Origin of the sequence: Corallococcus sp. RDP092CA, from assembly GCF_041903675.1 — a bacterium.
Lineage (GTDB): Bacteria > Myxococcota > Myxococcia > Myxococcales > Myxococcaceae > Corallococcus.
The window spans coordinates 117,116-139,833 of the sequence record NZ_JAYESI010000017.1 but is presented as its reverse complement, the minus strand read 5'-3'; the positions used below and the strand labels follow the sequence as shown (position 1 = coordinate 139,833).

General features: G+C 71.9%; 22 protein-coding genes. 13 read left to right on the top strand and 9 right to left on the bottom strand.

Annotated features, from left to right (window positions below; genetic code table 11):
* Window position 1 precedes the first annotated feature (1 nt).
* The 5 genes from hscA to U8525_RS19645 form a co-directional block, all read right to left on the bottom strand.
* Window positions 2-1,846, bottom strand: a complete 1,845-nt coding sequence (hscA, locus tag U8525_RS19665; RefSeq protein WP_374267801.1) for a Fe-S protein assembly chaperone HscA — start codon at window positions 1,844-1,846, stop codon at window positions 2-4.
* Complete coding sequence (gene hscB / locus U8525_RS19660; RefSeq protein ID WP_374267800.1) at window positions 1,843-2,391, bottom strand: Fe-S protein assembly co-chaperone HscB; 549 nt, start codon at window positions 2,389-2,391, stop codon at window positions 1,843-1,845. The genes hscA and hscB overlap by 4 nt, the downstream gene beginning before the upstream one ends.
* Before the next feature lie 115 nt (window positions 2,392-2,506).
* On the bottom strand, window positions 2,507-2,890 hold the full coding sequence (locus U8525_RS19655; RefSeq protein WP_374267799.1) for a HesB/IscA family protein: 384 nt from the start codon (window positions 2,888-2,890) through the stop codon (window positions 2,507-2,509).
* Between the two features lie 43 nt (window positions 2,891-2,933).
* Window positions 2,934-3,326, bottom strand: a complete 393-nt coding sequence (gene iscU, locus U8525_RS19650; protein WP_120532156.1) for a Fe-S cluster assembly scaffold IscU — start codon at window positions 3,324-3,326, stop codon at window positions 2,934-2,936.
* Window positions 3,327-3,443: 117 nt separating this feature from the next.
* The gene (locus tag U8525_RS19645; protein WP_374267838.1) at window positions 3,444-4,805 is read right to left on the bottom strand and encodes an IscS subfamily cysteine desulfurase; all 1,362 of its coding nucleotides are present in this window, start codon (window positions 4,803-4,805) and stop codon (window positions 3,444-3,446) included.
* A gap of 370 nt (window positions 4,806-5,175) precedes the next feature.
* On the opposite strand from U8525_RS19645, the gene U8525_RS19640 reads away from it, so the two are divergent.
* Window positions 5,176-6,789, top strand: a complete 1,614-nt coding sequence (locus U8525_RS19640; protein ID WP_374267798.1) for an SPFH domain-containing protein — start codon at window positions 5,176-5,178, stop codon at window positions 6,787-6,789.
* Between the two features lie 70 nt (window positions 6,790-6,859).
* Complete coding sequence (locus U8525_RS19635; protein ID WP_374267797.1) at window positions 6,860-8,284, top strand: protein-disulfide reductase DsbD family protein; 1,425 nt, start codon at window positions 6,860-6,862, stop codon at window positions 8,282-8,284.
* 24 nt (window positions 8,285-8,308) lie between these two features.
* Here U8525_RS19635 and U8525_RS19630 read toward each other — a convergent pair whose 3' ends face one another.
* Together U8525_RS19630 and U8525_RS19625 are read right to left on the bottom strand one after the other, a co-directional pair.
* On the bottom strand, window positions 8,309-8,899 hold the full coding sequence (locus U8525_RS19630) for a tRNA-uridine aminocarboxypropyltransferase (RefSeq protein WP_374267796.1): 591 nt from the start codon (window positions 8,897-8,899) through the stop codon (window positions 8,309-8,311).
* Entirely contained in the window at window positions 8,896-9,447 is a 552-nt protein-coding gene (locus U8525_RS19625; RefSeq protein WP_374267795.1) for a hypothetical protein, read from the bottom strand. Before U8525_RS19625 ends, U8525_RS19630 begins: the two co-directional genes overlap by 4 nt.
* A gap of 491 nt (window positions 9,448-9,938) precedes the next feature.
* Here U8525_RS19625 and U8525_RS19620 point away from each other — a divergent pair, with 491 nt between their 5' ends.
* The 7 genes from U8525_RS19620 to U8525_RS19590 all read left to right on the top strand — a co-directional run bounded on the left by U8525_RS19620 (window position 9,939) and on the right by U8525_RS19590 (window position 16,484).
* Complete coding sequence (locus U8525_RS19620) at window positions 9,939-10,520, top strand: RNA polymerase sigma factor (RefSeq protein WP_374267794.1); 582 nt, start codon at window positions 9,939-9,941, stop codon at window positions 10,518-10,520.
* Window positions 10,517-10,990, top strand: coding sequence for an anti-sigma factor (locus U8525_RS19615; protein ID WP_374267793.1), 474 nt, complete (start codon window positions 10,517-10,519; stop codon window positions 10,988-10,990). Before U8525_RS19620 ends, U8525_RS19615 begins: the two co-directional genes overlap by 4 nt.
* A 147-nt stretch (window positions 10,991-11,137) precedes the next feature.
* On the top strand, window positions 11,138-11,980 hold the full coding sequence (locus U8525_RS19610) for a tetratricopeptide repeat protein (protein ID WP_374267792.1): 843 nt from the start codon (window positions 11,138-11,140) through the stop codon (window positions 11,978-11,980).
* Between the two features lie 611 nt (window positions 11,981-12,591).
* Window positions 12,592-13,941 carry a M24 family metallopeptidase gene (locus tag U8525_RS19605; protein ID WP_374267837.1) on the top strand — a complete coding sequence of 450 codons (1,350 nt, stop codon included), beginning with the start codon at window positions 12,592-12,594 and terminating at the stop codon, window positions 13,939-13,941.
* Window positions 13,942-13,963: 22 nt separating this feature from the next.
* A complete protein-coding gene (locus U8525_RS19600) occupies window positions 13,964-14,806 on the top strand; it encodes a hypothetical protein (RefSeq protein ID WP_374267791.1) in 843 nt (280 codons plus the stop codon).
* A gap of 11 nt (window positions 14,807-14,817) precedes the next feature.
* Window positions 14,818-15,837, top strand: coding sequence for a hypothetical protein (locus tag U8525_RS19595; RefSeq protein ID WP_374267790.1), 1,020 nt, complete (start codon window positions 14,818-14,820; stop codon window positions 15,835-15,837).
* The gene (locus tag U8525_RS19590) at window positions 15,831-16,484 is read left to right on the top strand and encodes a hypothetical protein (RefSeq protein ID WP_374267789.1); all 654 of its coding nucleotides are present in this window, start codon (window positions 15,831-15,833) and stop codon (window positions 16,482-16,484) included. Before U8525_RS19595 ends, U8525_RS19590 begins: the two co-directional genes overlap by 7 nt.
* Window positions 16,485-16,532: 48 nt before the next feature.
* On the opposite strand, the gene rtcR is transcribed toward U8525_RS19590, so the two are convergent.
* Window positions 16,533-18,164 carry an RNA repair transcriptional activator RtcR gene (gene rtcR, locus U8525_RS19585; protein WP_374267788.1) on the bottom strand — a complete coding sequence of 544 codons (1,632 nt, stop codon included), beginning with the start codon at window positions 18,162-18,164 and terminating at the stop codon, window positions 16,533-16,535.
* Between the two features lie 146 nt (window positions 18,165-18,310).
* Between rtcR and U8525_RS19580 the strand changes: the two genes are divergently transcribed.
* From U8525_RS19580 to U8525_RS19565, 4 genes are all read left to right on the top strand, one after another.
* The gene (locus U8525_RS19580) at window positions 18,311-19,546 is read left to right on the top strand and encodes an RtcB family protein (RefSeq protein ID WP_374267787.1); all 1,236 of its coding nucleotides are present in this window, start codon (window positions 18,311-18,313) and stop codon (window positions 19,544-19,546) included.
* A gap of 185 nt (window positions 19,547-19,731) precedes the next feature.
* The gene (gene rtcA, locus U8525_RS19575; RefSeq protein WP_374267786.1) at window positions 19,732-20,748 is read left to right on the top strand and encodes an RNA 3'-terminal phosphate cyclase; all 1,017 of its coding nucleotides are present in this window, start codon (window positions 19,732-19,734) and stop codon (window positions 20,746-20,748) included.
* 130 nt (window positions 20,749-20,878) lie between these two features.
* On the top strand, window positions 20,879-21,736 hold the full coding sequence (locus tag U8525_RS19570; protein WP_374267785.1) for an Fpg/Nei family DNA glycosylase: 858 nt from the start codon (window positions 20,879-20,881) through the stop codon (window positions 21,734-21,736).
* 21 nt (window positions 21,737-21,757) lie between these two features.
* Window positions 21,758-22,015, top strand: coding sequence for a hypothetical protein (locus U8525_RS19565; protein WP_374267784.1), 258 nt, complete (start codon window positions 21,758-21,760; stop codon window positions 22,013-22,015).
* Here the strand turns inward: U8525_RS19565 and U8525_RS19560 are convergent.
* Window positions 22,012-22,671, bottom strand: coding sequence for a hypothetical protein (locus U8525_RS19560; RefSeq protein WP_374267783.1), 660 nt, complete (start codon window positions 22,669-22,671; stop codon window positions 22,012-22,014). The genes U8525_RS19565 and U8525_RS19560 overlap by 4 nt on opposite strands.
* Window positions 22,672-22,718 lie beyond the last annotated feature (47 nt).

Sequence of the window (22,718 nt, the reverse complement as noted above, 5' to 3'; positions counted from 1 at the left end):
CTCAGTACTCCTCCACGGAATGGCCGGACACCACCTGGGTGATGGCGCGGTTCATGACCCGCTCGATGAAGCCTCGGGACGCCTCGTCCAGCGCGTGCAGGGCCTCCTTCACGGCCAGGTAGTCCTTGCCCTGGGCGGCCTCGCGCACGCGGGCCATGGCGGCCTGGATGGCCTCCGGCTCGCCGGCCTGGAGCAGGGCCGCGTTCTCCCGAAGCTGCCGGTCGGCCTCGGAGAGGACGCGCTCGGCCTCCACCTGCTGCTCGCGCAGCTGGCGGGCCTGGATGTCGTCCTCCGCGAAGTCGATGGAGTCGAGGAGCATCTTCTCGATCTCCTCCTCCGTCAGGCCGTGGCTGGGCTTCACGGTGATGGCCTGGGCCACGCCGGTGCTCTGCTCCTTCGCGGTGACGGACAGGATGCCGTCCGCGTCCACCTGGAAGCGGACCTCCACGCGGGCCATGCCGGCCGCCATGGCGGGGATGCCGGAGAGCGTGAAGCGCGCGAGGCTGCGGTTGTCCTGCACCAGCTCGCGCTCGCCCTGCACCACGTGCACGTCCAGGCCCGTCTGGCCGTCCTTGAACGTGGTGAACACCTGCGCCGCCGCGGTGGGGATGGTGGAGTTGCGGGGGATCAGCTTCTCCGTGATGCCGCCCATCGTCTCCAGGCCCAGCGACAGGGGGATGACGTCCAGCAGCAGCACCTCGTCCTGACGGCCGCCGTCGGTGAGCAGGCTGGCCTGGACGGCGGCGCCCAGCGCCACGACCTGATCCGGATCGATGTCCCCCAGGGGCTCGCGGCCGAACAGCTCCGCCACGAAGCGGCGCACCGCCGGCACGCGCGTGGAGCCGCCCACCAGGATGACGCCGTCCAGCGCTCCGGCCGCCACGCCCGCGTCCTTCAGCGCCCGGCGGCACACCGCGCCCGTCTTCGCAACGAGCGGCTGGATCCACGCCTCGAAGTCCGCGCGGGACACCGTCTGGGAATGGCCCTCCACGTCGAGCGTGACCTCCGCCGCGTCGGTGAGCGCCTCCTTCGCGCGGCGGGCGGCGACCAGCACCTCCGCGATGCGCGCGGGGGGAGGGGACGCCACGCCCAGCTTCTGGAGCACGTGCTGCGCGATGGCGCGGTCGAAGTCGTCACCGCCCAGCGCGGAGTCACCGCCGGTGGACTTCACCTCGAAGACGCCGTCCTCCAGCTTGAGGATGGAGATGTCGAAGGTGCCGCCGCCCAGGTCGTAGACGGCGAACATCCCCTGGCTGCCCTTGTCCAGGCCGTAGGCCAGCGCGGCGGCGGTGGGCTCGTTGATCAGCCGCAGCACCTCCAGGCCCGCGAGCTTCCCCGCGTCGCGGGTGGCCTGGCGCTGGGCGTCGTCGAAGTAGGCGGGCACGGTGATGACGGCCTGCTCCACCTTGCCGGAGAAGTGCGCCTCCGCGCGGCGCTTCAGCGCGCGCAGGATCTCGCCCGACACCTCGATGGGCGTCACCGGCTGGCCGCCGGCCACGTTGAAGCGCACCACCTTGGCGCCGGGCGCGAAGTCGTAGTGGCCCAGCTTGCGCGTCTCCGGATCATCCGGGCTGCGGCCCATGAAGCGCTTCACCGACACGATGGTGTCCGTGGGCGCCTCGGCCGCGAGCCTGCGCGCGCGGGCGCCCACCACCACGCCGCCGTCCCTGCCGTAGTGCACCACGGAGGGCAGCAGCAGCGAGTCGCCCTCGTCCACCGGAACGCACCGGGGCTTGCCCTGGGACACGGACGCCACCAGCGAGTGGGTGGTGCCCAGGTCGATGCCCACCACGTGGCCCTTCGGCTTGAGCGGGTCGTGGATCTGCAGATAGCCGTTGTTGCTCACGCGAGCACCTCCTCCTCGAACGCGTCCACCTGCTCGAGGAAGCGCGTGAAGTAGCGCACCCGCCCCAGCGCGTGCGATGCCTTTCTCACCCCGTCCGGAGAATCCCCCCCGCCCTCCAGCGTGCCGAGCGCCGCGACGGCCTCCTGGAGCGCCGCCGCCTTGCGGCCCGCCACGTCCTTCGCCATGGCCTGGGCCCCGGGCAGGTCCTTCGCGGCGATGGCCTCATCCAGCGCCTCGCGCAGCTCCATGACCTCCTCCAGGAACGCCAGGGGCATGTCCTTCTGGGCGCCCGCGTCCTCGCGGTCCAGGTCCACGCCGTGGAGCTTGAGCAGGTAGAAGGCGCGGCGCACCGGGTCCTTCAGCGTCTTGAAGGCCTCGTTGAGGGCGGTGGTGCCCTCCACGGCGGCCAGGCGCGCCTTCGCGTCACCGGGGGCGGCGCGGTCAGGGTGCAGCTGGAGCGACAGCTCCCGGTACTGCTTCTCCAGGGCCGGCACGTCCACGGCGTGGGAGCGGGGCAGCCCGAACACGTCGAAGTGGGTCCTCACGGTGGGGGAGTCCTCGTGGCGAATCAGGGGGAAATGAAAAAGGGGCCCGGCACCGGGCCGGACCCCTGCGGCCCGCTCCCTGACCAACGGGGCGGGCGGGAAGGCCGCGCTGGCTTCAGACGGAGAAGCTCTCTCCGCAGCCACAGGCGGCCTTGACGTTGGGGTTGTTCAGCTTGAAGCCGGACGCCATCAGCGTCTGCTCGAACACCAGCTCCGTGCCGATGAGGTACAGGTAGCTCTTCGGGTCCACGAAGACGCGCACGCCGTCGCGCTCGAACACCTTGTCGCGCTCGCGGGCCTTCTCCGCCCACTCCATGGCGTACTGGAGGCCGGAGCACCCGCCGCCCTTCACGGCGATGCGCAGGCCGGCCTCCGGCGTCCGCCGCTCCTCCAGGAGTTGCTTGAGGCGCGCCACGGCGCTGTCCGCCAGGCCAATGCCCTTGGGGGTCGGCTTGGGGGGCGTCTGAGGGGCCTGGGTCGTCTGGGCCTGCTCGTTCATGGGGTCGTCCTCAATCCTGGGAAGAAGGGCCGCGGGGGGCGCCTTACGACTGGCGCGCCGCGCGCTTCTTCTTGAAGTCCTCGATGGCCGCCTTGATGGCGTCCTCGGCCAGCACGGAGCAGTGGATCTTCACCGGGGGCAGCGCCAGCTCCCGGGCCACGTCCTTGTTGGAGATGGTCATGGCCTGATCCACCGTCTTGCCCTTCACCCACTCGGTGACGAGCGAGCTGGACGCGATGGCGGAGCCGCAGCCGAAGGTCTTGAAGCGCGCGTCCTCGATGACGCCCGCGTCGCTGATCTTCAACTGGAGGCGCATCACGTCGCCGCAGGCGGGGGCGCCCACGAGGCCGGTGCCGACGTTCGGGTCGTTCTTGTCGAGCGTCCCCACGTTGCGGGGGTTCTCGTAGTGCTCGATGACCTTCTCGCTGTAAGCCATGCGTCTAACGCTCCTTCACACAACGCTTGAACTGATGCGCCATCCGAGCAACCGATGCGCGGCCGGGCGGGCGGGGGCTCCCGGGCCCGGCGGGAAGTCTTGAGGGGAGGGGAGCGCCTAGTGGGCGGTCCACTCGATGCTCTTGAGGTCGATGCCTTCCTTGGCCATCTCGTACAGGGGGCTCATGTCTCGCAACTTGCGGACTTTGTCCACCACCAGGCGGATGACGAAGTCGACCTCCTCCTCCGTGTTGAAGCGGCCCAGGCCGAAGCGGATGGAGCTGTGCGCCATGTCCTCCTCGACCCCCAGCGCGCGCAGCACGTAGGAGGGCTCCAGGGAGGCGGACGTGCACGCGGAGCCGGAGGACACCGCGACGTCCTTGATGGACATCATCAGGGCCTCGCCCTCCACGTAGGCGAACGACAGGTTGAGGCTGCCCGGCATGCGGTGCTCCAGGCTGCCGTTCACCGTCACCATGTCCAGCTGCTCCAGGATGCCGGTGCGCAGCCGCTCGCGCAGGCGGAACAGGCGCGCGGCCTCCTCCGACAGCTCCTGCTTCGCCACCTCCGCCGCCGCGCCGAAGCCGACGATGGACGCCACGTTCAGCGTGCCGCTGCGCATGCCGCGCTCGTGGCCGCCGCCGTCCACCATGGGCGCGATGCGCACGCGCGGCTTGCGGCGCACGTAGAGGGCGCCCACGCCCTTGGGGCCGTACATCTTGTGACCGCTGATGGAGGCCAGGTCGACGTTCATCTTCTCCACGTCGAAGGGCACCTTGCCCACGCCCTGCACCGCGTCGCAGTGGAAGAGGATGCCGCGCTCACGGCACAGCTTGCCAATCTCCGCCACCGGCTGGACCACGCCGATCTCGTTGTTGGCGAACATGATGGAGACGAGCACCGTCTTGGGCGTCATCGCTGCGGCCAGCTTCTCCAGGCTCACGCGGCCGTCGCGCTCCACGTCCAGGTAGGTGACGCGCGCGCCGCCCGTGGGCAGCTCCGCCCACTTCTTGTACGTCTCGTCCGCGTCCAGGTTGAGCTTCGCCGCCAGCTCCGGGACCTCTTCGGGCGTGACGTCGCGCTCGGCCAGCTGGCCCAGGCGCAGCAGCTTGAGCTCGTCCAGCCGCTCCTGGCGCACGCGCTCCAGGCGCTTGCAGGTGTCCAGGACGGCCTTGTGCTCCGTCTTCAGGGTGATGATGTGGTCGCCCTTGGACTTGTAGAACTCGATGACGCCCTTGATGGCCAGGTTGTCGGACTCCGTCGCGCCGGAGGTGAAGACGATCTCCTTCTCCGACGCGCCGATGAGGTCCGCCACCTGCCGGCGCGCCTTCTCCACCGCGGCCTCGGCCTTCCAGCCGAACGCGTGGTTGCGGCTGGCCGCGTTGCCGAAGTCCTCGCGGAGGTAGGGCAACATCGCCTCCAGCACCCGCGGATCCAGCGGGGTGGTCGCGTGGTTGTCCATGTAGATGGGCAGGCTCAGCATGAAGTCCTCAGGAAGAAGTGACGCGGGAGGGTGGAACGTCCCTCCGCTCCCCGGCGACGCGGTGGGTCCGCGCGCAGCGGCAGGGTCTACATGTGCCCACACGAATGTGGACCGGACTGGTCAATTATAAAATCGACCCCCCTCGGGTCAAGGGAACATGGGGTGCGATGCCCCTGTGTCCGACGCGCCGGGTCGAGGACGGCGCCGGCCTGAAGCAACGCTCCTCTGAAGTGGCGCACTCCGGCCGGGCCGGGTTGGCGCGGGGTGGTCCGAAACGGCGCTTCGGGCGCCCATAAGTGCCTGTTTCGTGGCCTCGCGGGGCATGGCCGGGGGCCTGCACTGGAGCGGTCGCGGAGGGTGCGAACACATGAGCGCCAACGCGAAGTCGCAGGCCCGGAGCAACGCCCAGGACATGCATCAGGACGGGACGGGGCGGCCGTCGTTGAGCCGCCTGGAGGGAGGGCTGGAGCGCTCCCGCTACGCGGACGGCTGGCGGGCGGGCAAGCCCGCGGAGGACCCGGAGAAGGTGAAGAAGTGGGGCCTCGTCACCGCGCGGCCCAGCGAGTTCCTCATCCACATGCGCCGGGGGCGCGTGCGCGAGGTGAGCGGCCAGGGCGCGAGCTGCTTCAAGCTGCCGGGGGACTCGGTGGCCATCGTGCCCACCAGCATCCAGCGGCTCCAGTTCACCGCGGATCAGGTGACGAGCGAGAAGGTGGGCGTGGCGGTGACGGGCCTGGCGGTGTACCGCATCGCGGAGCCGCTGGTGGCCTTCCGGATGCTCAACTTCAGCTACCCGGAGCGCGCGCAGGAGAAGCTGGCGGAGCTGCTCGGGGAGATGTTCGTGGGCGCGGCGCGCCGGCTGGTGGCGAACCTCACCGTGGAGGAGTGCCTCACCCGGCGCAAGGAGGGCATCGCGGAGGAGCTGATGCGCGAGATCGCGCCCGTGCTCTGCGGGCGGGGCCGGCTGGAGGACCGCACCGACACGGGCTGGGGCGTGCTGCTGGACACGATTGAAATCCAGGACGTGCGCGTGCTGTCCGGCGCCGTCTTCGAGCACATGCAGGCCCGCTTCCGCCGCGAACAGGAGCGGCAGGCGCGCGAAGCGGAGCTGGGCAAGGAGCGCTTCGTGCGGCGCGAGGAGACGGAGGCCGAGCGCGTGCTCAACCTCCAGAGGCTCGCCGCGCGCGAGGAGGTCCGCCAGCGCACGCAGGCCACGGACGAGCAGGCGCGGCTGGAGCAGTTCGCGGTGGAGGCGCGGCTCGCCCAGGCGAAGATGGAGCAGGTGCGACAGCAGCAGCAGGAGCGCACGGCCGTGGAGCGGGAGGTGGCGCTCGCGAAGCTGGCCGCGCAGGAGGAGGTCCGCACGCGCACGCAGGCCCTGAAGGAGCAGGCCCGGCTGGAGGCGCTGGCCATGGACGCGCGGCTGGAGGAGGCGCGGCTCACGAGCGAGCGGCAGCTCGCGTACAGCCGCGCGCAGGGGGAGCTGGAGCAGCTGCGCTGGGAGCAGGAGGCGGAGGCCGCCAGGGCGCAGGTGGAGCTGGACCGGCTGCACCGCCAGCGTGAGGCAGCGGCCGCGCGCCATGACCTCCAGCTCGCCGAGGCCCAGCAGGAGGCCGAGCAGCTGTCCGCCCGGCTCCAGGTGCTGCTCGCGAAGCAGTCCCTCGCGGAGGCGGAGGCGGGCATCGCGGAGCTGGAGCTGCGGCGCACCCGCGCGCAGCAGGGGCTGGAGCTGGAGCGGGCGAAGACGCTGCGCGACATCGAGAACTCGGTGAGCCCGGAGGTCATCCAGCTGACACTGGCGCGGCAGCTGCCGCAGGTGGCGGCGGCCTTCCAGCAGCAGATGGGCGAGGTGCACGTGACGGCGGTGGAGGGCGCGAATCCCTTTGGCTACATCGCCGCCGCCGTGGAGGGGGTGATGGGGCTGGCGCGCTCGGCGGGCTTGAAGATGCCTGCCTCCCCGGCGCCGCCGCCTGCGGGGTAGCCGCGTCCCCGGCCTCCGCATATAGAAAGGGCCCTCTCAAGGTCCGGACGCGCGGAGGCGGAAGGCACGCATGGACACGAAGAAGCTGACGCTGGCGGCGGTGGTGGCGGGAGTGGCGGTGGCGGTGGTGCCGTGGCTCCTGCCCACCGGCCCGAGCGCCGGGCTGGACGCGGCCCGGTTCCTGGAGTCCGGCAGCCTCGCGTGGGGCGCGCTGGTGGTGTTCGCCGGCGGCCTGCTCACCGCGATGACCCCGTGCGTGTATCCGCTCATCCCCATCACGGTGTCGGTGTTCGGCGCGAGGAAGGCGGAGGCGCGGGGCCGGTCGCTGGCGCTGACGACGTCGTACATCGTGGGCATGGGCGTGGTGTTCAGCGCGCTGGGCGTCCTGGCGGCGAAGACGGGCCAGGCCTTCGGCTCCATGCTGGGCAGCCCCGGGGTGGTGATGGGCCTGGCGCTGTTCCTGCTGCTGCTGGCCTCGTCGATGTTCGGCGCGTTCGAGCTGGCGCTGCCGTCCTCGATGCAGACGAAGCTCAGCAACGTGGGCGGCGCGGGCATCGCCGGCGCGTTCGTGATGGGCAGCGTGTCCGGGTTCCTGGCGGCGCCGTGCACGGGGCCGGTGCTCACGGGCCTGCTGGCCTTCGTGGCGAAGTCCGCCAACACGACGCTGGGCGCGACGCTGCTGTTCCTCTACGCGCTGGGCATCGGCGTGCCGTTCTTCCTCATCGGCGTGTTCACCGTGCGCCTGCCGCGCGGCGGCGTGTGGATGGAGTGGGTGAAGAGCGTGCTGGGCATCATGCTGGTGGCGCTCGCCTTCTCGTACCTGAAGGACGCGTTCCCCTGGGCGCGCGACGCGGTGAAGGCGCTGGGCGCGGAGGTCGGGCAGGTGCCCGGAGCGTGGCTGGCCGCGGCGCTGGTGATGGTGGGCGTGCTCGTGGGCGCGGTGCACCGGTCGTTCAAGGAGGGCGCGCGCGACTTCGGCTTCAAGGCGCTGGGCGTGGCGCTGGTGGTGGGCGCGCTGGTGGTGCGCGGCGGCGCGCTGGACGCGCGGCCCACGGGCGAGCTCTGGGTGCGCATGGGCCTGCAGGAGCGCCCCGTGGCGCCGACCTGGCGGTGGCACCACGTGATGCCGGCGAAGACGGCCTCGTTCAGCGCGAGCCAGTTCGAGCAGGTGCTCGCCCTGGCGAAGAAGGAGGGCAGGCCGGTGCTCATCGACTTCTTCGCGGACTGGTGCGCCGCCTGCAAGGAGCTGGACCGGCTGACGTATCCGTCCGCGGCGGTCATCTCCCAGGCGCAGGACAGCCAGTTCCTCACCATCAAGATCGACGCGACGAACAGCGACGACCCGCTGGACGCGCTGATGGAGCAGCTGGGCGTGGAGGGCCTGCCCACGGTGGCCTTCGTGAACCCGGACGGCACGGTGCTGACGAAGCCCCGCGTGACGGGCTTCCTGGAGCCGGAGCCCTTCGCGGCGGAGATGCGGAAGGTCCTCCAGTAGCGGGCCCTTCGCGGCCTCCGGGCGCTAGAGGTAGCTCTCCCAGCCCAGCCGTCCCCGGCTCGCGAGCACGCGCTCGATCATCAGCTCGTGCAGCGTGAGGAGCGGCTTCGCCACGGCCTCGCCCTCCAGCCGCGCGAGCGCGCCGGCCATGGCCTCCAGCGTGGACATCCCGTCCGGGTGCGGCGGCTTGCGCAGGCGGCGCGTGTCCGGCGCGGGCGGCGGCAGCCTCAGGCCCGGCAGCCGGCGCAGCGCGGGGACCCGCTGCACCATGCGCCGCGCCTGCGCCCAGCTTCCATCGATGACCACGAGCCGCTTCGGCGGAGGCCCCTCCGCCTCCGGCGCGTCCGGGAACAGCAGCCACGTGTCCGGCGCGTCCAGCACCGACGGGTCGAACGGCGACCCCGGCGCGCCATAGGAGACGATGTGGCAGCGGGGCAGCGCCAGCGCCGCGATGCGCGCGGTGTTGGTGCTCTTCTGCGACTCCTTGTTGTGCCGGATGATGAGCAGCTCCGTGCGCGTGGGCACGACGGGCACCTCCGCGCACAGGCACAGGGCGGTGGGCAGGTAGCAGCGCGCACAGCGGCCGGCCAGGTCCTCCGGGGTGCTCGACCTCATTTCGCCGCGGTGCGGTAGCGCTCCATCAGGGCTCGCGCCTCCCGCAGCTTCTCCTCGACGAAGCGGTCGTCCGCGTCCGGTTCGTACTCGGCGTCCGGCGGATCCAACTGGAAGAGGGCGGACAGGCTCGCGGGGGAGACCTCCAGCCACTCGGACGTGCGGGTGAGCGCGGCCTGCCGGCGCCCGGCGAACGTCTCCGGCCCGTCCTCCGGGCCGCACCGGCAGATGCGCGCGGAGTCCCCGGACACGTCCACGTAGAGCCCCAGCACCTCCGCGTCCACCTCCGCCGCCAGGGCGCAGGTGGCCTCGCTGACGTAGGCCGCCATGGCCTGCGCCGCGCTGCGCTCCGTCAACGAACGCACCAGGTACACCTGCCACCCAGCCTCCGTGAGCGCCCCGGCCTCGCTCAGCGGGGCCAGCTCCGCCGGCGGCGCCTGGATGCGCGTCAGGAGCCGACGCACCGGCACCTCCAGCCGCTCGAGCCGGGCGTTCGACGCGGGGCAGAAGAAGACCACGCGGTACTCTCGACTGTCGGCGGCGGTTTCCATGGGCATACGGCGGTGGCCCAAGAGGACCAAAGGACTCCCCAGGCACGCAAGGGGGGAGTTTCGCCCGGGCGCGCTTCCCAGGGCCCCGGAAGGGCTCCCGCCAGGCCGGGGCGCGACCTGCCGGGGCAGCTCCCCCCGCCTGACGCCCCCCGAAGGCCCGCCGCTTCCGGTTGCCCCCGCGGAGCCACGCGTTCGCGAAGGCGCGCCAGCCCCCGCGCGCCGCCGGGCAGGCCTCACGCCGGATTTTCACGCCGATTTTCCGTGTCAGGCGGGGCGCGTATCACCCGGAGGCAAATCACACCCATGGAGAGACATTGCGCCGGGGAGTGCCTGGATGTCTGTCTATTCCATGCAAGGAATTGGCGTCTGCCTGAAGTGTTCCAGCGGCACTGGCCGCCATCACGCGGGATGAAGCGCGACCGCGTCTGTCGCATCCGTGAGAAAAAAAGAATCCGGCCCTCGGCGTTCTCTGGGGGAAGGGAGGCGGTCGCATGGAGCCAGGGAGGGAGGAGCCGCCGGTCCGGGAGGGCTCTGGAGGGGAGTTCGCCGCGTTCGCGATCCGCCACCAGCCGGCGCTGGTCGCCATCGCGCGCAACGTCTGTGGCAAGGCTGCCAGTGATTGCGACGACCTGGTGCAGGACGTGCTCGTGCGCGCGCTCCTGCAATGGGAGCGGCTCAAGCGGTGGCCGGAGCCCGCGCGCCGCGCGTGGCTGGTGCGCGTGCTGCACAACCGGTTCCTGGACCAGTGCCGCCGCCAGGGCGCGGAGAAGGACCGCCGGGTGGACCTGCACAACGTCCACATGCTCTTCGAGGATCCGGAGGACGCGCCGGAGCCCGAGCAGTGGGAGTGCGTCACGGAGGACGAGCTGCGCCAGGCCGTGGCGCGGCTCAACGAGAAGCTGCGTCAGGCGTTCGAGCTGCACGCGCGGGGCCTGCGCCACGCGGAGATCGCCCGGCGGATGAACACCCCCAGCGCGGGAACGGTGGGCACGTGGCTCTTCCATGCCCGCCGCCGCCTCAAGGCCATGCTCCACGACACCGCCGAGCGCCGCCGCCAGGAGAGGGAACGATGAGCACCCCGTGTGAGGACCTCCAGCCCTTCCTGGATGGAGCCCTGTCCGCCGAGGACCAGCGCCGCATCCGCGGCCACCTGGCCCACTGCGATGTCTGCTCCCGGCGCTTCCATGACCTCCTGCAACTGGAGATGCTCGCCCGGCTCGCGCTGGAGGACGCGGCGGAGAGCGAGCGCTGGGTGTCCGCCCGCCAGGCCCGTGAGACCATCCCCAGCTCCTGGGACGACGACGTGCCGGAGACCTGGCCGGGGGACGTGCTCGCCACGGAGGCGCCCCCGCCGCCCGAGCGCGAGGGCCGGGCGTGGCACCAGGGCGCCCGCCGCTTCCGCCGCCGGTGCCCGGGGTGCGCCAACTGCTGCCCCTGGTTCGCGAAGACGGAGGCGGTGGAGGCCGTGAGCGTGCCGCGCCTGCCCTGCCCGCGCACCAGCCGCGCCGGCGGGACGTCCGTGCGCCCCCGCACGCGCCGCTGACGCGCGGGCCCTGGCCGCCTGCTCCTCCCCGGGGGGCAGACGGACAACCGGCCTCGAACGCTGGCAGCGGAATCCACCAAGGTTTGGGTTCGCTCGCGTTTCGCAAGGGACGGGAGGCGGCCGCCCGACTCCGGGCCCTGACGCTTGATGGACCTCTGGTGCAAGAAGCTCTACCGGTTCCTCGATGGGGAGCTGGAGTCGGGGGACGAGGAGCACTTCCGGCGCCATCTGGCCCTCTGCCGCGCGTGCGCCAGCGGACTGCACGACGCCATGCAACTGGAGATGCTCAGCGTGCAGGCCCTCTGTGGCGCGGTGGCCCACAACGACGCGCCGCCTCCGCCCGCGACCCTTCGCGCGCCGTCCCGCATCCGCCTTCCGCGCGGCCGATGGTTGCAGGCGCTGGGGGCGGTGGCGGCCATGGGGCTGGGGGCGCTCGCCGCGGTGCTGACCGGGGACGGCTTCCGGCCGCCGGACGTGTGGCGGGCGGATGCGCCCGCGCGGGAGCTGGAGGCACGCATCGCGTACCCGGCCGCGGACCGTTACCTCCCCTACGTCCCCGTCCGGACGGGGGACGGGGCGGACCCGGCGGCGGAACCGCCGGTGTCCCTGCGGGCGCTGGCGGCGCTGGAGGCGCGGGGGGACCTGCACGGCATCGCGGCGGCCTACCTCGTGCGTGGGGAGCTGCGTCAGGCCGCGGACTTCCTGGCGCGCAGCGCGCCGTCGGTGGACCTGGACAACGACCGGGCCGTGGTGGCGATGGCGGCGGGGGACTTGCGGGGCGCCCTGGAATTGCTCGAAGGCGTGCTGCGTCGGATACCGGACCATCCCCAGGCCCTGTGGAACAGGGCCCTGGTGCTCCGGGCCCTGGGGCGCCCGGTCCCGGCGGCGGAGGCCTTCGAGGCCGTGGCCCGCCGAGGGGAGCCGGGGTGGAGCGAGGAGGCCGGAATCCGGGCGCTCGCGCTGCGGCAGGGGGGCCGGTTCCTGAAATGAGGCATGCGCGACCCAAGGATTTTTTCGGTCGGCGTCTAATTATCGAGGCGCGGCGTGGCGAGGGCGGCGGGGGTGGACGGATGACACCGCACCCGGGGGGACGCGATGTACCGCATCGAAGCGTGGAGCCAGGGGGACGGCGCGCTGTGGGCGCCCGGTTCCAACGGGGGCGCGGGAGTGCGGCCGGAAGACGCGGCCTGGGAGGGGGAATCCCGGGCCCACGAAGAAGAGGGGGACGGGGACGAGGCCTCCCGGTACGAAGGTGAGGCCTCACCCCATGACTTTGAGGAAAGCGACCTGGATTGGGTCGCCAGCTACTGAGGTAACGGCGCGCGCGGTTGGGTGTCCGCGCTCCACGCGGCCTTCGGGGGAGGGCCGCCGCTTCCAGTGGACTCGCCGGCCGTGAGGCCTGACGGGTTCCAGGTGTCCCGGACCGGGGGGGACGGGGACCCGGAAGCGTGAAGGAGCAAGGCCACCCGAGCGGGTGAGCAGGTGGGATGCGCCCCAGGCCCTCCGTTCCCGGACCCCATGGGTTCCGGGGGCGGGGGGCTTCGGTTTTTGGGGCGCGCTACGCTGCTCGGCCTTCTTCCCGACCCGGAGTTCCCGACATGATGAAGCGTTGGCGTGGAGTCCTTCTGCCCGCCCTGAGCCTGGGCTGCCTGGTGGCGTGCGCCACCGCGCCCGTGCGCGACACCGCCGTCCCCGCGTCCTCGCCCGTGCCGCCGCCGTCCCAGGAGCGGGCCCTGCGCGAGGCCTGGCTGAAGGAGCGCCACGGGCTGCTGCTGGACATGATGCGCCGGCACGGCGTGGGCATGTGGGTGGTGGTCAACGAGGAGTTCCACGACGACCCGCTGACGTCCTGGGTCGCGCCGCCCATCCCCTACGCGGGCAACCGCGACGTGTTCGTCTTCGTGGACGCGGGCGAGGCGGGGCTCCAGAAGGTCGCGTTGACGGGCTACCCCACGGAGGCGGTGTCGCGCTTCTTCGAGACGCCGCCGGTGGAGCGCAAGCAGGCGGAGGCGCTCGCGGACCTGGACGCGCGCTACCACCCGCGCACCATCGCGCTGGCCATGGACGGGCGGCGGGGCGTGACGCGCGGCCTCACGCACGACAGCTACAAGTGGCTGGTGGAGTCGCTGGGGCCCGCCGCGGAGGCGCGGTTCGTGAGCGCGGCGCCGCTCATCGAGGAGTACCTGGACACGCGGCTGCCCGGCGAGCTTGAGCCCTACCGCGGCCTGGTGGCGCTGACGGAGTCGCTGGTGAAGCGGGCGCTCTCCAACGAGGTGGTGGTGCCCGGCAAGACGACGGTGGGGGACGTGCGCCGCTGGCTCTATGACGCGCTCTTCGAGGCGCGCGTGGGCACGTGGTTCCAGCCGGACCTGCGCCTGCAGCGGCAGGGCATGAAGGACGGCTTCTCCCGGGGCTTCCTGGCGGTGGCGGACGAGGCGGTGGTCATCCAGCGCGGGGACCTCTTGCACGTGGACTTCGGCGTCACGGCGCTGGGCCTCAGCACGGACTGGCAGAAGATGGCGTACGTGCTGAAGGAAGGTGAACAGGACGCGCCCGAGGGGCTGAAGCGCGCGCTGGCGAACACGCACGCGCTGCAGGATGCGTTGATGCTGCGCGCGTCGCGGCCGGGGCGCTCGTCGGCGGACGTCTACGAGGCGACGATGGCGGAGATGAAGGAGCGGGGCATCGAGGCGAAGGTCTACAGCCACCCGCTGGGCGCGCAGGGCCATGGGCTGGGGGCCTCCATCGACTTCCGCGCGGCGTCGCGGACGGAGGCGCCCCGGCTCTTGCGCAAGGGCTCGTACCTCGCGGTCGAGCTCAGCACCACCACCGCCGTGCCGGAGTGGGGCGGGCAGCAGGTGGCGGTGATGCAGGAAGATCCGGCGTACCTGACGGACGAAGGCTGGCGGTTCTTCGTGCCGCGCCAGGACGCCTTCTATCTCATCCACTGACGACACGAAGGGAGCGGACGTGATGCGCGTGGGCAGGCCATGGACGACGTTCGGAAGGGAGGGGCGCGCGCGGGTCGCGCTGCTCCTGCTGGGACTCACGGGATGCAGTGCCGCCAGCGGGGACGAAGCCCCCGCGCGACAGGACACGCCCCTGGCCGCGGACGCCGCGCTCCGGCCGCCGCGCGCGGTGGACAGCCTGCTCGGCCTGTTCGACCAGACGGCCTCCGTGGTGGAGGGAGAGGTCACCGACGTGCGCGGTGAGTATTCGCCGCGCACGGGCCCGTGGACGGTGGTGACGCTGGGCAACGTGCGGGCGCACCTGGGGGCGGCGCCCCAGGAGCTGCGCCTCAAGCAGGCCGGCGGCGCGATGCCGGATGGACGCCAGCTCGTGGTGAGCCACGTGCCCCGCTTCGTCCGGGGCGCGCGCTACGTGGTCTTCCTTCGCAACACCGGGTGGAGCCTGTCGCCGGTGTTGGACGAGCACGCGTTCCGCGTGGAGTCGGTGGGCGGCCGCGAGGTGCTCGTGGGGGCCGAGGGCGGGCTCGTGGCCGGCCTGGGCCCGGCGGGGGTGCGGCAGACGGCGCCGGTGTTCGAGACGGTGGACCTGATGGGGGCCCGCCCGGCGCTGCGCGCGGAGGCTCGGGGCCAGGCCGCTCCGGAAGGCATGGAGCGCGAGGCCTTCCTCTCGCTGCTCCAGAGCCACCTGCGCGCGCGCGGGCTCACCGTGTCGGGGACGTTCCGCGAGGAGCCCGTCGCCACCGCGTCGTCGCTGTCCGTGCCGGTGACGCCCGCCGTGGGGGCTCGGTCCGTGCCGGGCGCCGTTCCCCTCCAGCCCGAGCGGGACGTCCCGCCCGGCCAGCCGTGATGAGGTCCGCCATGAAGACAACGACACTCGTGGGCGTCGTCGCGGCGCTGGTGCTGGGCGGAATGGAGGCGGGCGCGGCCGCGTGGGACACGTGCAACGGAACGCCGGTGAAGTGGTACAGCGGGCCCGTCGTGTACCGGAACCGGTGCAGCATCCCGGACTCCGGCAACACCAACACGGCGTACTGGAACGGGCTGCGGCAGTGGGACGACCTGTCCCAGATCGTCGCGGGCTTCAACGTGAACCCGGCGACGGACTGCTCGCTGGACCACCGCGACGGGCAGAACGAGATAGGGCTGTGTGACCGGGCGGCCATCGACGGGAACAACGGCGTGACGTACTCCGTCGTGGGGCTGTGCTTCATCGGGAGCAACGGCATCGACGAGGCGGACGTCTGCATCGCCAGCGACCTGGACTTCACGCCGCGCACCGGGAATGCGTTCGGCACGTCGGGCCGGAGCACGTTCGTGCACGAGGCGGGGCACTTCTTCGGCTTCAAGCACGAGGGCGGGCACAGCGTCCTGCGCACCTCGCCGCCGCACCTGGTGACAGGGGGCTATGAGTCCTCCACGCTGTGGCCCACGAACGCGCAGGGCATGAACACGCTGTACGGCTACTCGGTGACGAAGCCGAACCTGCTGCCGTCCGCCATGGGGGTGGTGGGGGACGTGGCGCAGACGCTGGACCCGGCCGGCACGAGGTCGGTGTGTCGAGGCACGGCGCAGAGCGTGAAGTTCTACGTGGGCAACATGGGCAACGCGGCCGTGTCGTCGTACTCGATGCGCGTGCGCCTGAGCCCGGCGGCGCCGCCGAACGGCTACTACGAGTCCACCAACGTGGTGGCCACGTTCAACCACGCGCTCGGGGCGTTCTCGGAGGGCATCTACTCGCTGGGCTTCACGGTGCCGGCGACGCTCCCGTTCAACACGTACTACATCTACCTGGACATGGATCCGCAGGGCACGGTGGATGAGCTGCGGGAGAACGACAACAGCACTGTCAGCGCCATGGTCCTGCAGGTGGGGTGCTGATCATGCGGCAGGCGGTGGTGAGCGCGGCGCTGCTCCTGGGCGCCTGCGCGAAGCCGAGGGAGGAGCCGGCCGTGTCGCGCGAAGCCCTCACGGCGGAGCGTCCCCAGCCGCGCGGCGCGGCCACGGTGCGCACGGACGAAGGCACCTACTCGGCCCCGTCCGTGCGCTTCAGCGCCGACTTCCTGGCGGACCCGCCGGTGACGTTGATGTGGGTCGCGTTGAGCGCGCAGGCCGAAGACGGGAGCACCTGGCGCTTCCGCATGCCGGTGGATGAGACGTTCCTGAAGTCGAAGCACGCCACCGCGCAGCTCACCCCGCGGACGGCGACGGGGCCGGGCCTCGCTGTGGTGGACCACCAGAAGGCCCAGGGCCCCTCGATGCTGATGGATGAGGGCGCCCTGGACCTGACCGTCACCGGCAGACAGGCGAAGGGCGAGGTGCGGACGAAGGATGGACGCGTGCGCGCGACGTTCGAGGGGCCGCTCACCGTCGAGTGCATGGTGCCGCCCGCGTGGCTGGGCGACGCAAGCGCGCGAGCGGCACCATCCGCGCCCGTCCCAGCCTCGCCCGGGGCCGACGAGGTCCGGGTGCTCGACGAGGCGCTGGCGACGTCGCGATGCCGGTCGGTGGCGGACGCCTTTCGCTGAGGCCGGCCCTTCCCCCGTGGGCCCCTCCAGCCGGACCCACGGGGGGAGTCACTCCGCGTCGCGCCCGCTCACCTCGGCCCAGGTCAGCCCGAAGCGGGCCAGGTATTTCCGGAGCCGGTCCGCGTCGTTGACGCTCTTCTTCTGCGCCCGCGACTGCGCGAACAACGTCCGGCCCGCGTCCGACAGCGAGCGCGCGGAGCGACACACCGTCACCACGTCCGCGAGCTGCACCCGGTCGAACCGATCCAGCGCCGCCGCGCGCGCCTCGCCCATCACCTCCGCCAGCACGTCCGCGTTCGCTGACGTCGTCGCCGAGCGAGCCGGCCGCCACTGCGCCCGCAGTCGCTCCAGCTCTTCATCCACCACCTCGCGCGTCAGCCGCCCGCCGGCCGCCAGGGTGGACATGCGCAGCACCGCCGCGTTGAGGTCCCGGAAGTTGCCGCTCCACCGGGCCTCCGGCGACGTGGCGAAGCGCAGGAAGTGCTCCTGCGCCTCCCTGCTCATCGTCACCCGCGAGCCCAGCGCCTGGGAGGCCTGATCCAGCTCGTAGCGCAGGTTGGGCGCGATGTCCTCCGGGCGCTCGCGCAGCGCGGGCAGCCGGAAGGTCCACAGGTTGATGCGCGCGAGCAGGTCCTCGCGGAACCGTCCCTGCTCGACGTCCAGTTGGAGGTCGCGGTTCGTCCCGGCGATGAGCTGGAAGTCGCTCTCCGCCTCCTTGTCCGCGCCCACCGGCAGGAACCGCTTGTCCTCCAGCGCGCGCAGCAACATGGCCTGCTCGTCCGCGCCCAGCTCTCCAATCTCGTCGAGGAACAGCACGCCGCCGTTCGCCTGCCGCATCAGCCCGGGCCGGTCTCCCACCGCGCCCGTGAACGCGCCCTTCACGTGGCCGAAGAGCGTGGACATGGCGCCGTCGCCCCTCAGCGTGGCGCAGTTCAAGTCCACGAACGGCCCCGTCACCTGGTTGCGCGCCTTCTTCAGCGCGTAGATGCGCTTCGCGAGCTGCGACTTGCCCGCGCCCGTGGGGCCCGTCAGCAGCAGCGGCGCGCGGGACTGCACCGCCACCTGCTCGATCCGCTCGATGAGCCGGTTGAACGCGGCGTTGCGCGTGTCGATGCCGGACTTGAGGAAGGACAGGCCTTCGCGCTGCTCCTGCCGGAAGCGCGCCGCCAGCGTGTCGTAGTTCGACAGGTCCAGGTCGATGATGGCGTGCGTGCCCACCGCCCCGTGCTCCTTCCCCTTGCCCGGGGACGTCTGCACCAGCCGGCCCGGAATCAGGCGGCTCTCCACCAGGAGGAACATGCAGATCTGCGCGATGTGCGTGCCCGTGGTGATGTGCACCAGGTAGTCCTCTTCCTCCGGATGGAAGGGGTGCGCGCGCACGTGGTCCAGCAGCGCGCCGTAGGTCTCCTCCAGGTTCCACGGGTCCCGGATGGGCAGGGGCGTGAGCCGCACCTGCGTCTCCGGAGAGACCTGCGCGATGTCGTCCCGGATGACCGCCGCCAGTGATGTCCCGTGGGGCGGGTGCAGCAGCTCCAGCCGGTGCACCAGCAGGTCCTCCTGCTGACACAGCGACACCGTGGGCCGCCACCGCGTCCAGCGGTGCGGCCCCATCCCCGTGTCCAGCGTCGTCCCCAGCATCCCGATGACGACCGTGCGCCGCGCCTTCGCCTTATGAGCCATCGGGATAGGTATTTATCTCATGGGATATGGAATTCCAGCCCGCCTGGGGGACTCCCCTCGGGAACGGCGTTGGCACGCGGGCTGCTCTGGCTCCGCCACGTGACCGGGACACAGCGCCCGGTCGAACGACCGAAAGGTGCAGAGCCATGGACCGCGTGAACACGAACTACGAGGTGCTGTCGGACGAGGCGGGTCGCCCCATCAAGGCGTGGACGGTGGGGGTGCCGTTCGAGGACGAGGCGAAGAAGCAGCTCCGCAACCTCCGCGGCCTGCCCTTCATCCACAAGTGGGTCGCCGTGATGCCGGACGTGCACCGCGGTTACGGCGCGACGGTCGGGAGCGTGGTGCCCACGGTGGGCGCGGTGGTGCCGGCGGCGGTGGGCGTGGATATCGGATGCGGGATGATCGCCGTGCGCACGACGCTGCGCGCGGAGCAGCTGCCGGACTCGCTGCGCGGGGTGCGCTCGGCCATCGAGGCGGCGGTCCCGCACGGCCGCACGGATAACGGTGGCCGGAATGATCGCGGCGCGTGGAAGGACTCGCCCGCGACGCACACCGCCGCGTGGGCCCGCCTGGCGGAAGGGTACGCCCGCATCGTGGAGAAGCATCCGCGCATCGGCCGAGGGCCGGAGCTGGCGCACCTGGGAACGCTGGGAACGGGGAACCACTTCATCGAGCTGTGCGTCGATGAGTCGGACGGCGTGTGGCTGATGCTGCACTCCGGGTCGCGCGGGGTGGGGAACCGCATCGGGAGCCACTTCATCGAGCTGGCGAAGGCGGACATGCAGCGCTTCTTCATCCACCTGCCGGACGCGGACCTGGCGTACCTGCCGGAGGGGACGGAGCACTTCCATGACTACGTCTTCGCGGTGAGCTGGGCGCAGGACTTCGCGGCGATGAACCGCGAGCTCATGCTGCGCTCGGCGGTGGAGGCCCTGAAGGCGAGCGGCGAGCTGCCCCCGTTCGAGCTGTCCGAGTCCGCGGTGAACTGCCACCACAACTACATCTCGCGTGAGCACCACTTCGGAAAGAACTGCTTCGTGACCCGCAAGGGCGCGGTGCGGGCGCGCGAGGGCGACATGGGGATCATCCCCGGCAGCATGGGGGCCCGTTCCTACATCGTCCGCGGGAAGGGAAACGCGGATGCGTTCCACTCGTGCAGCCACGGCGCGGGCCGGGTGATGTCGCGGGAAGCGGCGAAGAAGCGCTTCACGCTGGAAGACCACGCGAAGGCCACCGCGGGCGTGGAGTGCCGCAAGGACGTGGACGTGATTGACGAGACGCCGGCCGCGTACAAGCCCATCGACGCCGTGATGGCCGCGCAGGCGGACCTGGTGGAGGTCGTCCACACGCTGAAGCAGGTGGTGTGCGTGAAGGGTTAGCCGAAGGGAAGCCCCACCCGCCGTCCTGCGGAGGTGCACATGCCGGGATGAAGACACCGAGGCGCCCGTTCCCCCGAGAGGTCCGCGCAAGCGGCCGTTAAGGTGGGGGAGCGGGCGCCGCTATTCTTGAAATCAGGGATGGGCCGCCGCGCGCGTCCGCGAGCGCGCAAAGGAGCACCACGCACATGGTTCGCATCGATGGTTCACAGGGGGAGGGGGGCGGCCAGGTGCTGCGCACCGCGCTGTCGCTGTCGCTGGTGACGGGCACGCCGTTCGAGATGGTCAACGTGCGCGCGGGCCGCGCCAAGCCGGGCCTGCTGCGCCAGCACCTCACCGCGCTCAAGGCCGCGGAGGCCGTGGGCGCCGCGGAGGTGACGGGCGCGGAGCTGGGCTCCAGGCAGCTGTCCTTCCACCCGCGCGCGCTGACGGCGGGCAACTACCACTTCGCGGTGGGCACGGCGGGCAGCGCGACGCTGGTGTTCCAGACGGTGCTGCCCGCGCTGCTGCACGCGGGAGGTCCGTCCACGCTGATGCTGGAGGGCGGAACGCACAACCCGGCGGCGCCGCCGTTCGAGTTCCTGGAGAAGTCATACCTGCCGCTGCTGCGCCGCATGGGCCCTCGCGTGGACGTGACGCTGGAGCGTCCCGGCTACTACCCGGCGGGCGGCGGACGGTTTCGCGTGGACATCCATCCCGCGAAGCTCCAGCCGCTCCAGTTGATGGAGCGCGGCCGGGTGCTGCGCACGGAGGCCGTGGCCCAGGTGGCGTCCATCCCCTTCGACGTGGCGAAGCGCGAGCTAGACACGGTGGCCGCCGTGCTGAAGCTGCGGCCGGACCAGCAGCGCCCGGAAGAGCTCAAGCGCGCCTTCGGTCCGGGCAACGTGCTGCGCGTCGAGGTGGAGAGCGAGCACGTGACGGAGGTCTTCACCGGCTTCGGCGAGCGCGGCAAGCGCGCGGAGATCGTGGGCGAGGAGGTCGCCGCGGAGGTGAAGCGCTACCTGGACGCCGGCGTGCCCGTGGGCGAACACCTGTGTGATCAGCTCCTCCTGCTGTGCGCCCTGGCGAAGGGCGGCAGCTTCCGCACGCTGGCGCTGGACAGCCACGCGCTCACGCAGCGCGAGACGATGGCGCACTTCCTCGACGTGAAGATGGCCGTGCGGGAAATAGAGCGCGACGTGCACGAGGTGACGGTGCGAGCTTGAGGCAGGGCAGGGCGGTGCCCCCTGCCCGGCCGGACGCCCGACGGTCGGACGAGGCGCCTCATCGGCGGGGCTCAACCCGGGGCGTTACCTCGGAGCCTTCCTGCGTTGTGACCCGTAGGGGAGGCTGCTCGTGGCGGAAGTCCCTGAAGTCGAGGTCATCGTTCGCGACCTGAAGCAGGCCGTGGTGGGCCGCCGCTTCGTGGGCGCGGAGGTGCTGGTGCCCGCGGCGGTGCGCTTCCCGTCGCCACGGGACTTCGTCCTGGACCTCCAGGGCCGCAAGGTGCTCGCGGCCGAGCGGCGCGCGAAGTTCATGCTGCTGACCCTGGACGACGGTCAGACGCTCGCGCTGCACTTCATGCTCTGGGGCGAGCTGCAACTTCGACCCGTCGGCAGCGAACGGCCTCCCGAGACGCTCGTCGTGCTCACGCTGGAGGGCAACGAGGAGCTCCAGCTCACCGACACGCTGGGCTACGCGCGCGTGGCGCTGGGGCCCTCGGCGCCGCTGGCGTCCCAGCTCAAGCTGGGGGAGCTGGGGCCGGAGGCGCTCGACGCTTCCTTCACGCCGGAGGTCCTGGCGGAGCAGCTTCGCCGCAGGCGCAGCCCGCTCAAGACGGTGCTCCTCAACCAGCGCGTGCTCGCGGGGCTGGGCAACCGCGACGCGGACGAGAGCCTGTGGGCCGCGGGCATCGACCCGCGGCGCCTGGCGTCGTCGCTGGCGCCCGCTGAGATCGTCCGACTGCACCGGGGCATCCGCGACGTGCTGGAGGAGGGCCTGCGGCTGCGCGGCACGCAGCGCGACCTGTTCGGCGTGCGGGGCAAGGCGCTGCACAAGCGCAACATCTTCGGGAAGACGGGCGCGCCCTGTCCTCGCTGCGCCACGCCCGTGTCGCACCTGCGCATCGGGGGCCGCAACACGCACTGGTGCGCGCACTGCCAGCCCCCGGATGGCGCCTCGCCCGAGGCCCCGGCGCAGACATCGCTGCTCTGACAAGGCCCCCGGGGGACTGGTATGAACGGGCGCGTGTCCGACGTTCCCGTCCCCTCGCCCCTGTCCCTCGATGACGCGCTCGCTCGCGCGAGCGAGGAGCTCCAGTTCCCCAGCTACTACCAGTCCAGCGTGCGCCCGCTCCTGCGCAACCCGGAGGGGCGCTGGCCCCACTGCTGTGGCGGTGGCTGCGAGCCTTGCGCCCAGACGCTCATCCGCGTCGCGCTGCGCGCGCTGGAGCTGATGGGCACGCCGCGCCAGAGCCCCCTGCCGGACTTCTAGAAGAGCCGCGTCCCCAGGCCCACGCGGCCCGTGAGCCCCAGCCGCGTGTGGCCCGCGCCCGCGCGCTCCTGGAACGTCTCCACGCCCACCTGCCCCGCCGCGAGCAGTGACAGGTTGCCGCCCAGGTACACCTCCACGCCCACGCCCCCCAGCGCCTGGAAGCGCCGCTGCTTGTCGCCGGTGAGCCCCAGGTCGATGGGCAGGTCCACGAGCCCCAGCACCGCCACGGTGTCCGCCACCCGGTAGCCCGCCACCATCCCCGGCAGGATGCGCACCAGCACGCCGGAGAAGTTGTCGTCGTCCATGTACGTGGAGCCCGAGTTGAGCACCAGGCCCACGCCCAGCGTCGGCGCCAGCCCGAACGCCCCGCGCCGCACCACCTCCCGGCGGCCCACGACCTCCAGCGACGCGCCCAGCTTGAACCAGTCGAAGCGCGCCCGCGCCTCCACCTCCAGCGCGCCCAGCCCCTGCCGGAACCCCAGGCCCACCTCCGGCGTGCCCGTGTAGCCGTAGAGCGCGGTCGCCCCCGCCGGCAGCATCACCGGCGCCACCACGGAGCCCAGCGGGTCCTCCTGGGACAGGGAGACCTCCGCCTCCTGCGCGGAGGACAGGGCGGGCACGACGAGGAGGGCGAGCAGGGGGCCGAGGCGCATCATGGCGTGCACCCTACCGTGGGATGCACGTTGACCAAAACCCAACGAAT

Coding starts and splice junctions, on each gene's coding strand:
- U8525_RS19655 (WP_374267799.1), bottom strand. CDS start 2,890: ATGAACGAGCAGGCCCAGACGACCCAGGCCCCTCAGACGCCCCCCAAG.
- iscU (WP_120532156.1), bottom strand. CDS start 3,326: ATGGCTTACAGCGAGAAGGTCATCGAGCACTACGAGAACCCCCGCAAC.
- U8525_RS19640 (WP_374267798.1), top strand. CDS start 5,176: ATGAGCGCCAACGCGAAGTCGCAGGCCCGGAGCAACGCCCAGGACATG.
- U8525_RS19635 (WP_374267797.1), top strand. CDS start 6,860: ATGGACACGAAGAAGCTGACGCTGGCGGCGGTGGTGGCGGGAGTGGCG.
- U8525_RS19630 (WP_374267796.1), bottom strand. CDS start 8,899: ATGAGGTCGAGCACCCCGGAGGACCTGGCCGGCCGCTGTGCGCGCTGC.
- U8525_RS19625 (WP_374267795.1), bottom strand. CDS start 9,447: ATGGAAACCGCCGCCGACAGTCGAGAGTACCGCGTGGTCTTCTTCTGC.
- U8525_RS19620 (WP_374267794.1), top strand. CDS start 9,939: ATGGAGCCAGGGAGGGAGGAGCCGCCGGTCCGGGAGGGCTCTGGAGGG.
- U8525_RS19615 (WP_374267793.1), top strand. CDS start 10,517: ATGAGCACCCCGTGTGAGGACCTCCAGCCCTTCCTGGATGGAGCCCTG.
- U8525_RS19610 (WP_374267792.1), top strand. CDS start 11,138: ATGGACCTCTGGTGCAAGAAGCTCTACCGGTTCCTCGATGGGGAGCTG.
- U8525_RS19605 (WP_374267837.1), top strand. CDS start 12,592: ATGAAGCGTTGGCGTGGAGTCCTTCTGCCCGCCCTGAGCCTGGGCTGC.
- U8525_RS19600 (WP_374267791.1), top strand. CDS start 13,964: ATGCGCGTGGGCAGGCCATGGACGACGTTCGGAAGGGAGGGGCGCGCG.
- U8525_RS19595 (WP_374267790.1), top strand. CDS start 14,818: ATGAAGACAACGACACTCGTGGGCGTCGTCGCGGCGCTGGTGCTGGGC.
- rtcR (WP_374267788.1), bottom strand. CDS start 18,164: ATGGCTCATAAGGCGAAGGCGCGGCGCACGGTCGTCATCGGGATGCTG.
- U8525_RS19580 (WP_374267787.1), top strand. CDS start 18,311: ATGGACCGCGTGAACACGAACTACGAGGTGCTGTCGGACGAGGCGGGT.
- rtcA (WP_374267786.1), top strand. CDS start 19,732: ATGGTTCGCATCGATGGTTCACAGGGGGAGGGGGGCGGCCAGGTGCTG.
- U8525_RS19565 (WP_374267784.1), top strand. CDS start 21,758: ATGAACGGGCGCGTGTCCGACGTTCCCGTCCCCTCGCCCCTGTCCCTC.
- U8525_RS19560 (WP_374267783.1), bottom strand. CDS start 22,671: ATGATGCGCCTCGGCCCCCTGCTCGCCCTCCTCGTCGTGCCCGCCCTG.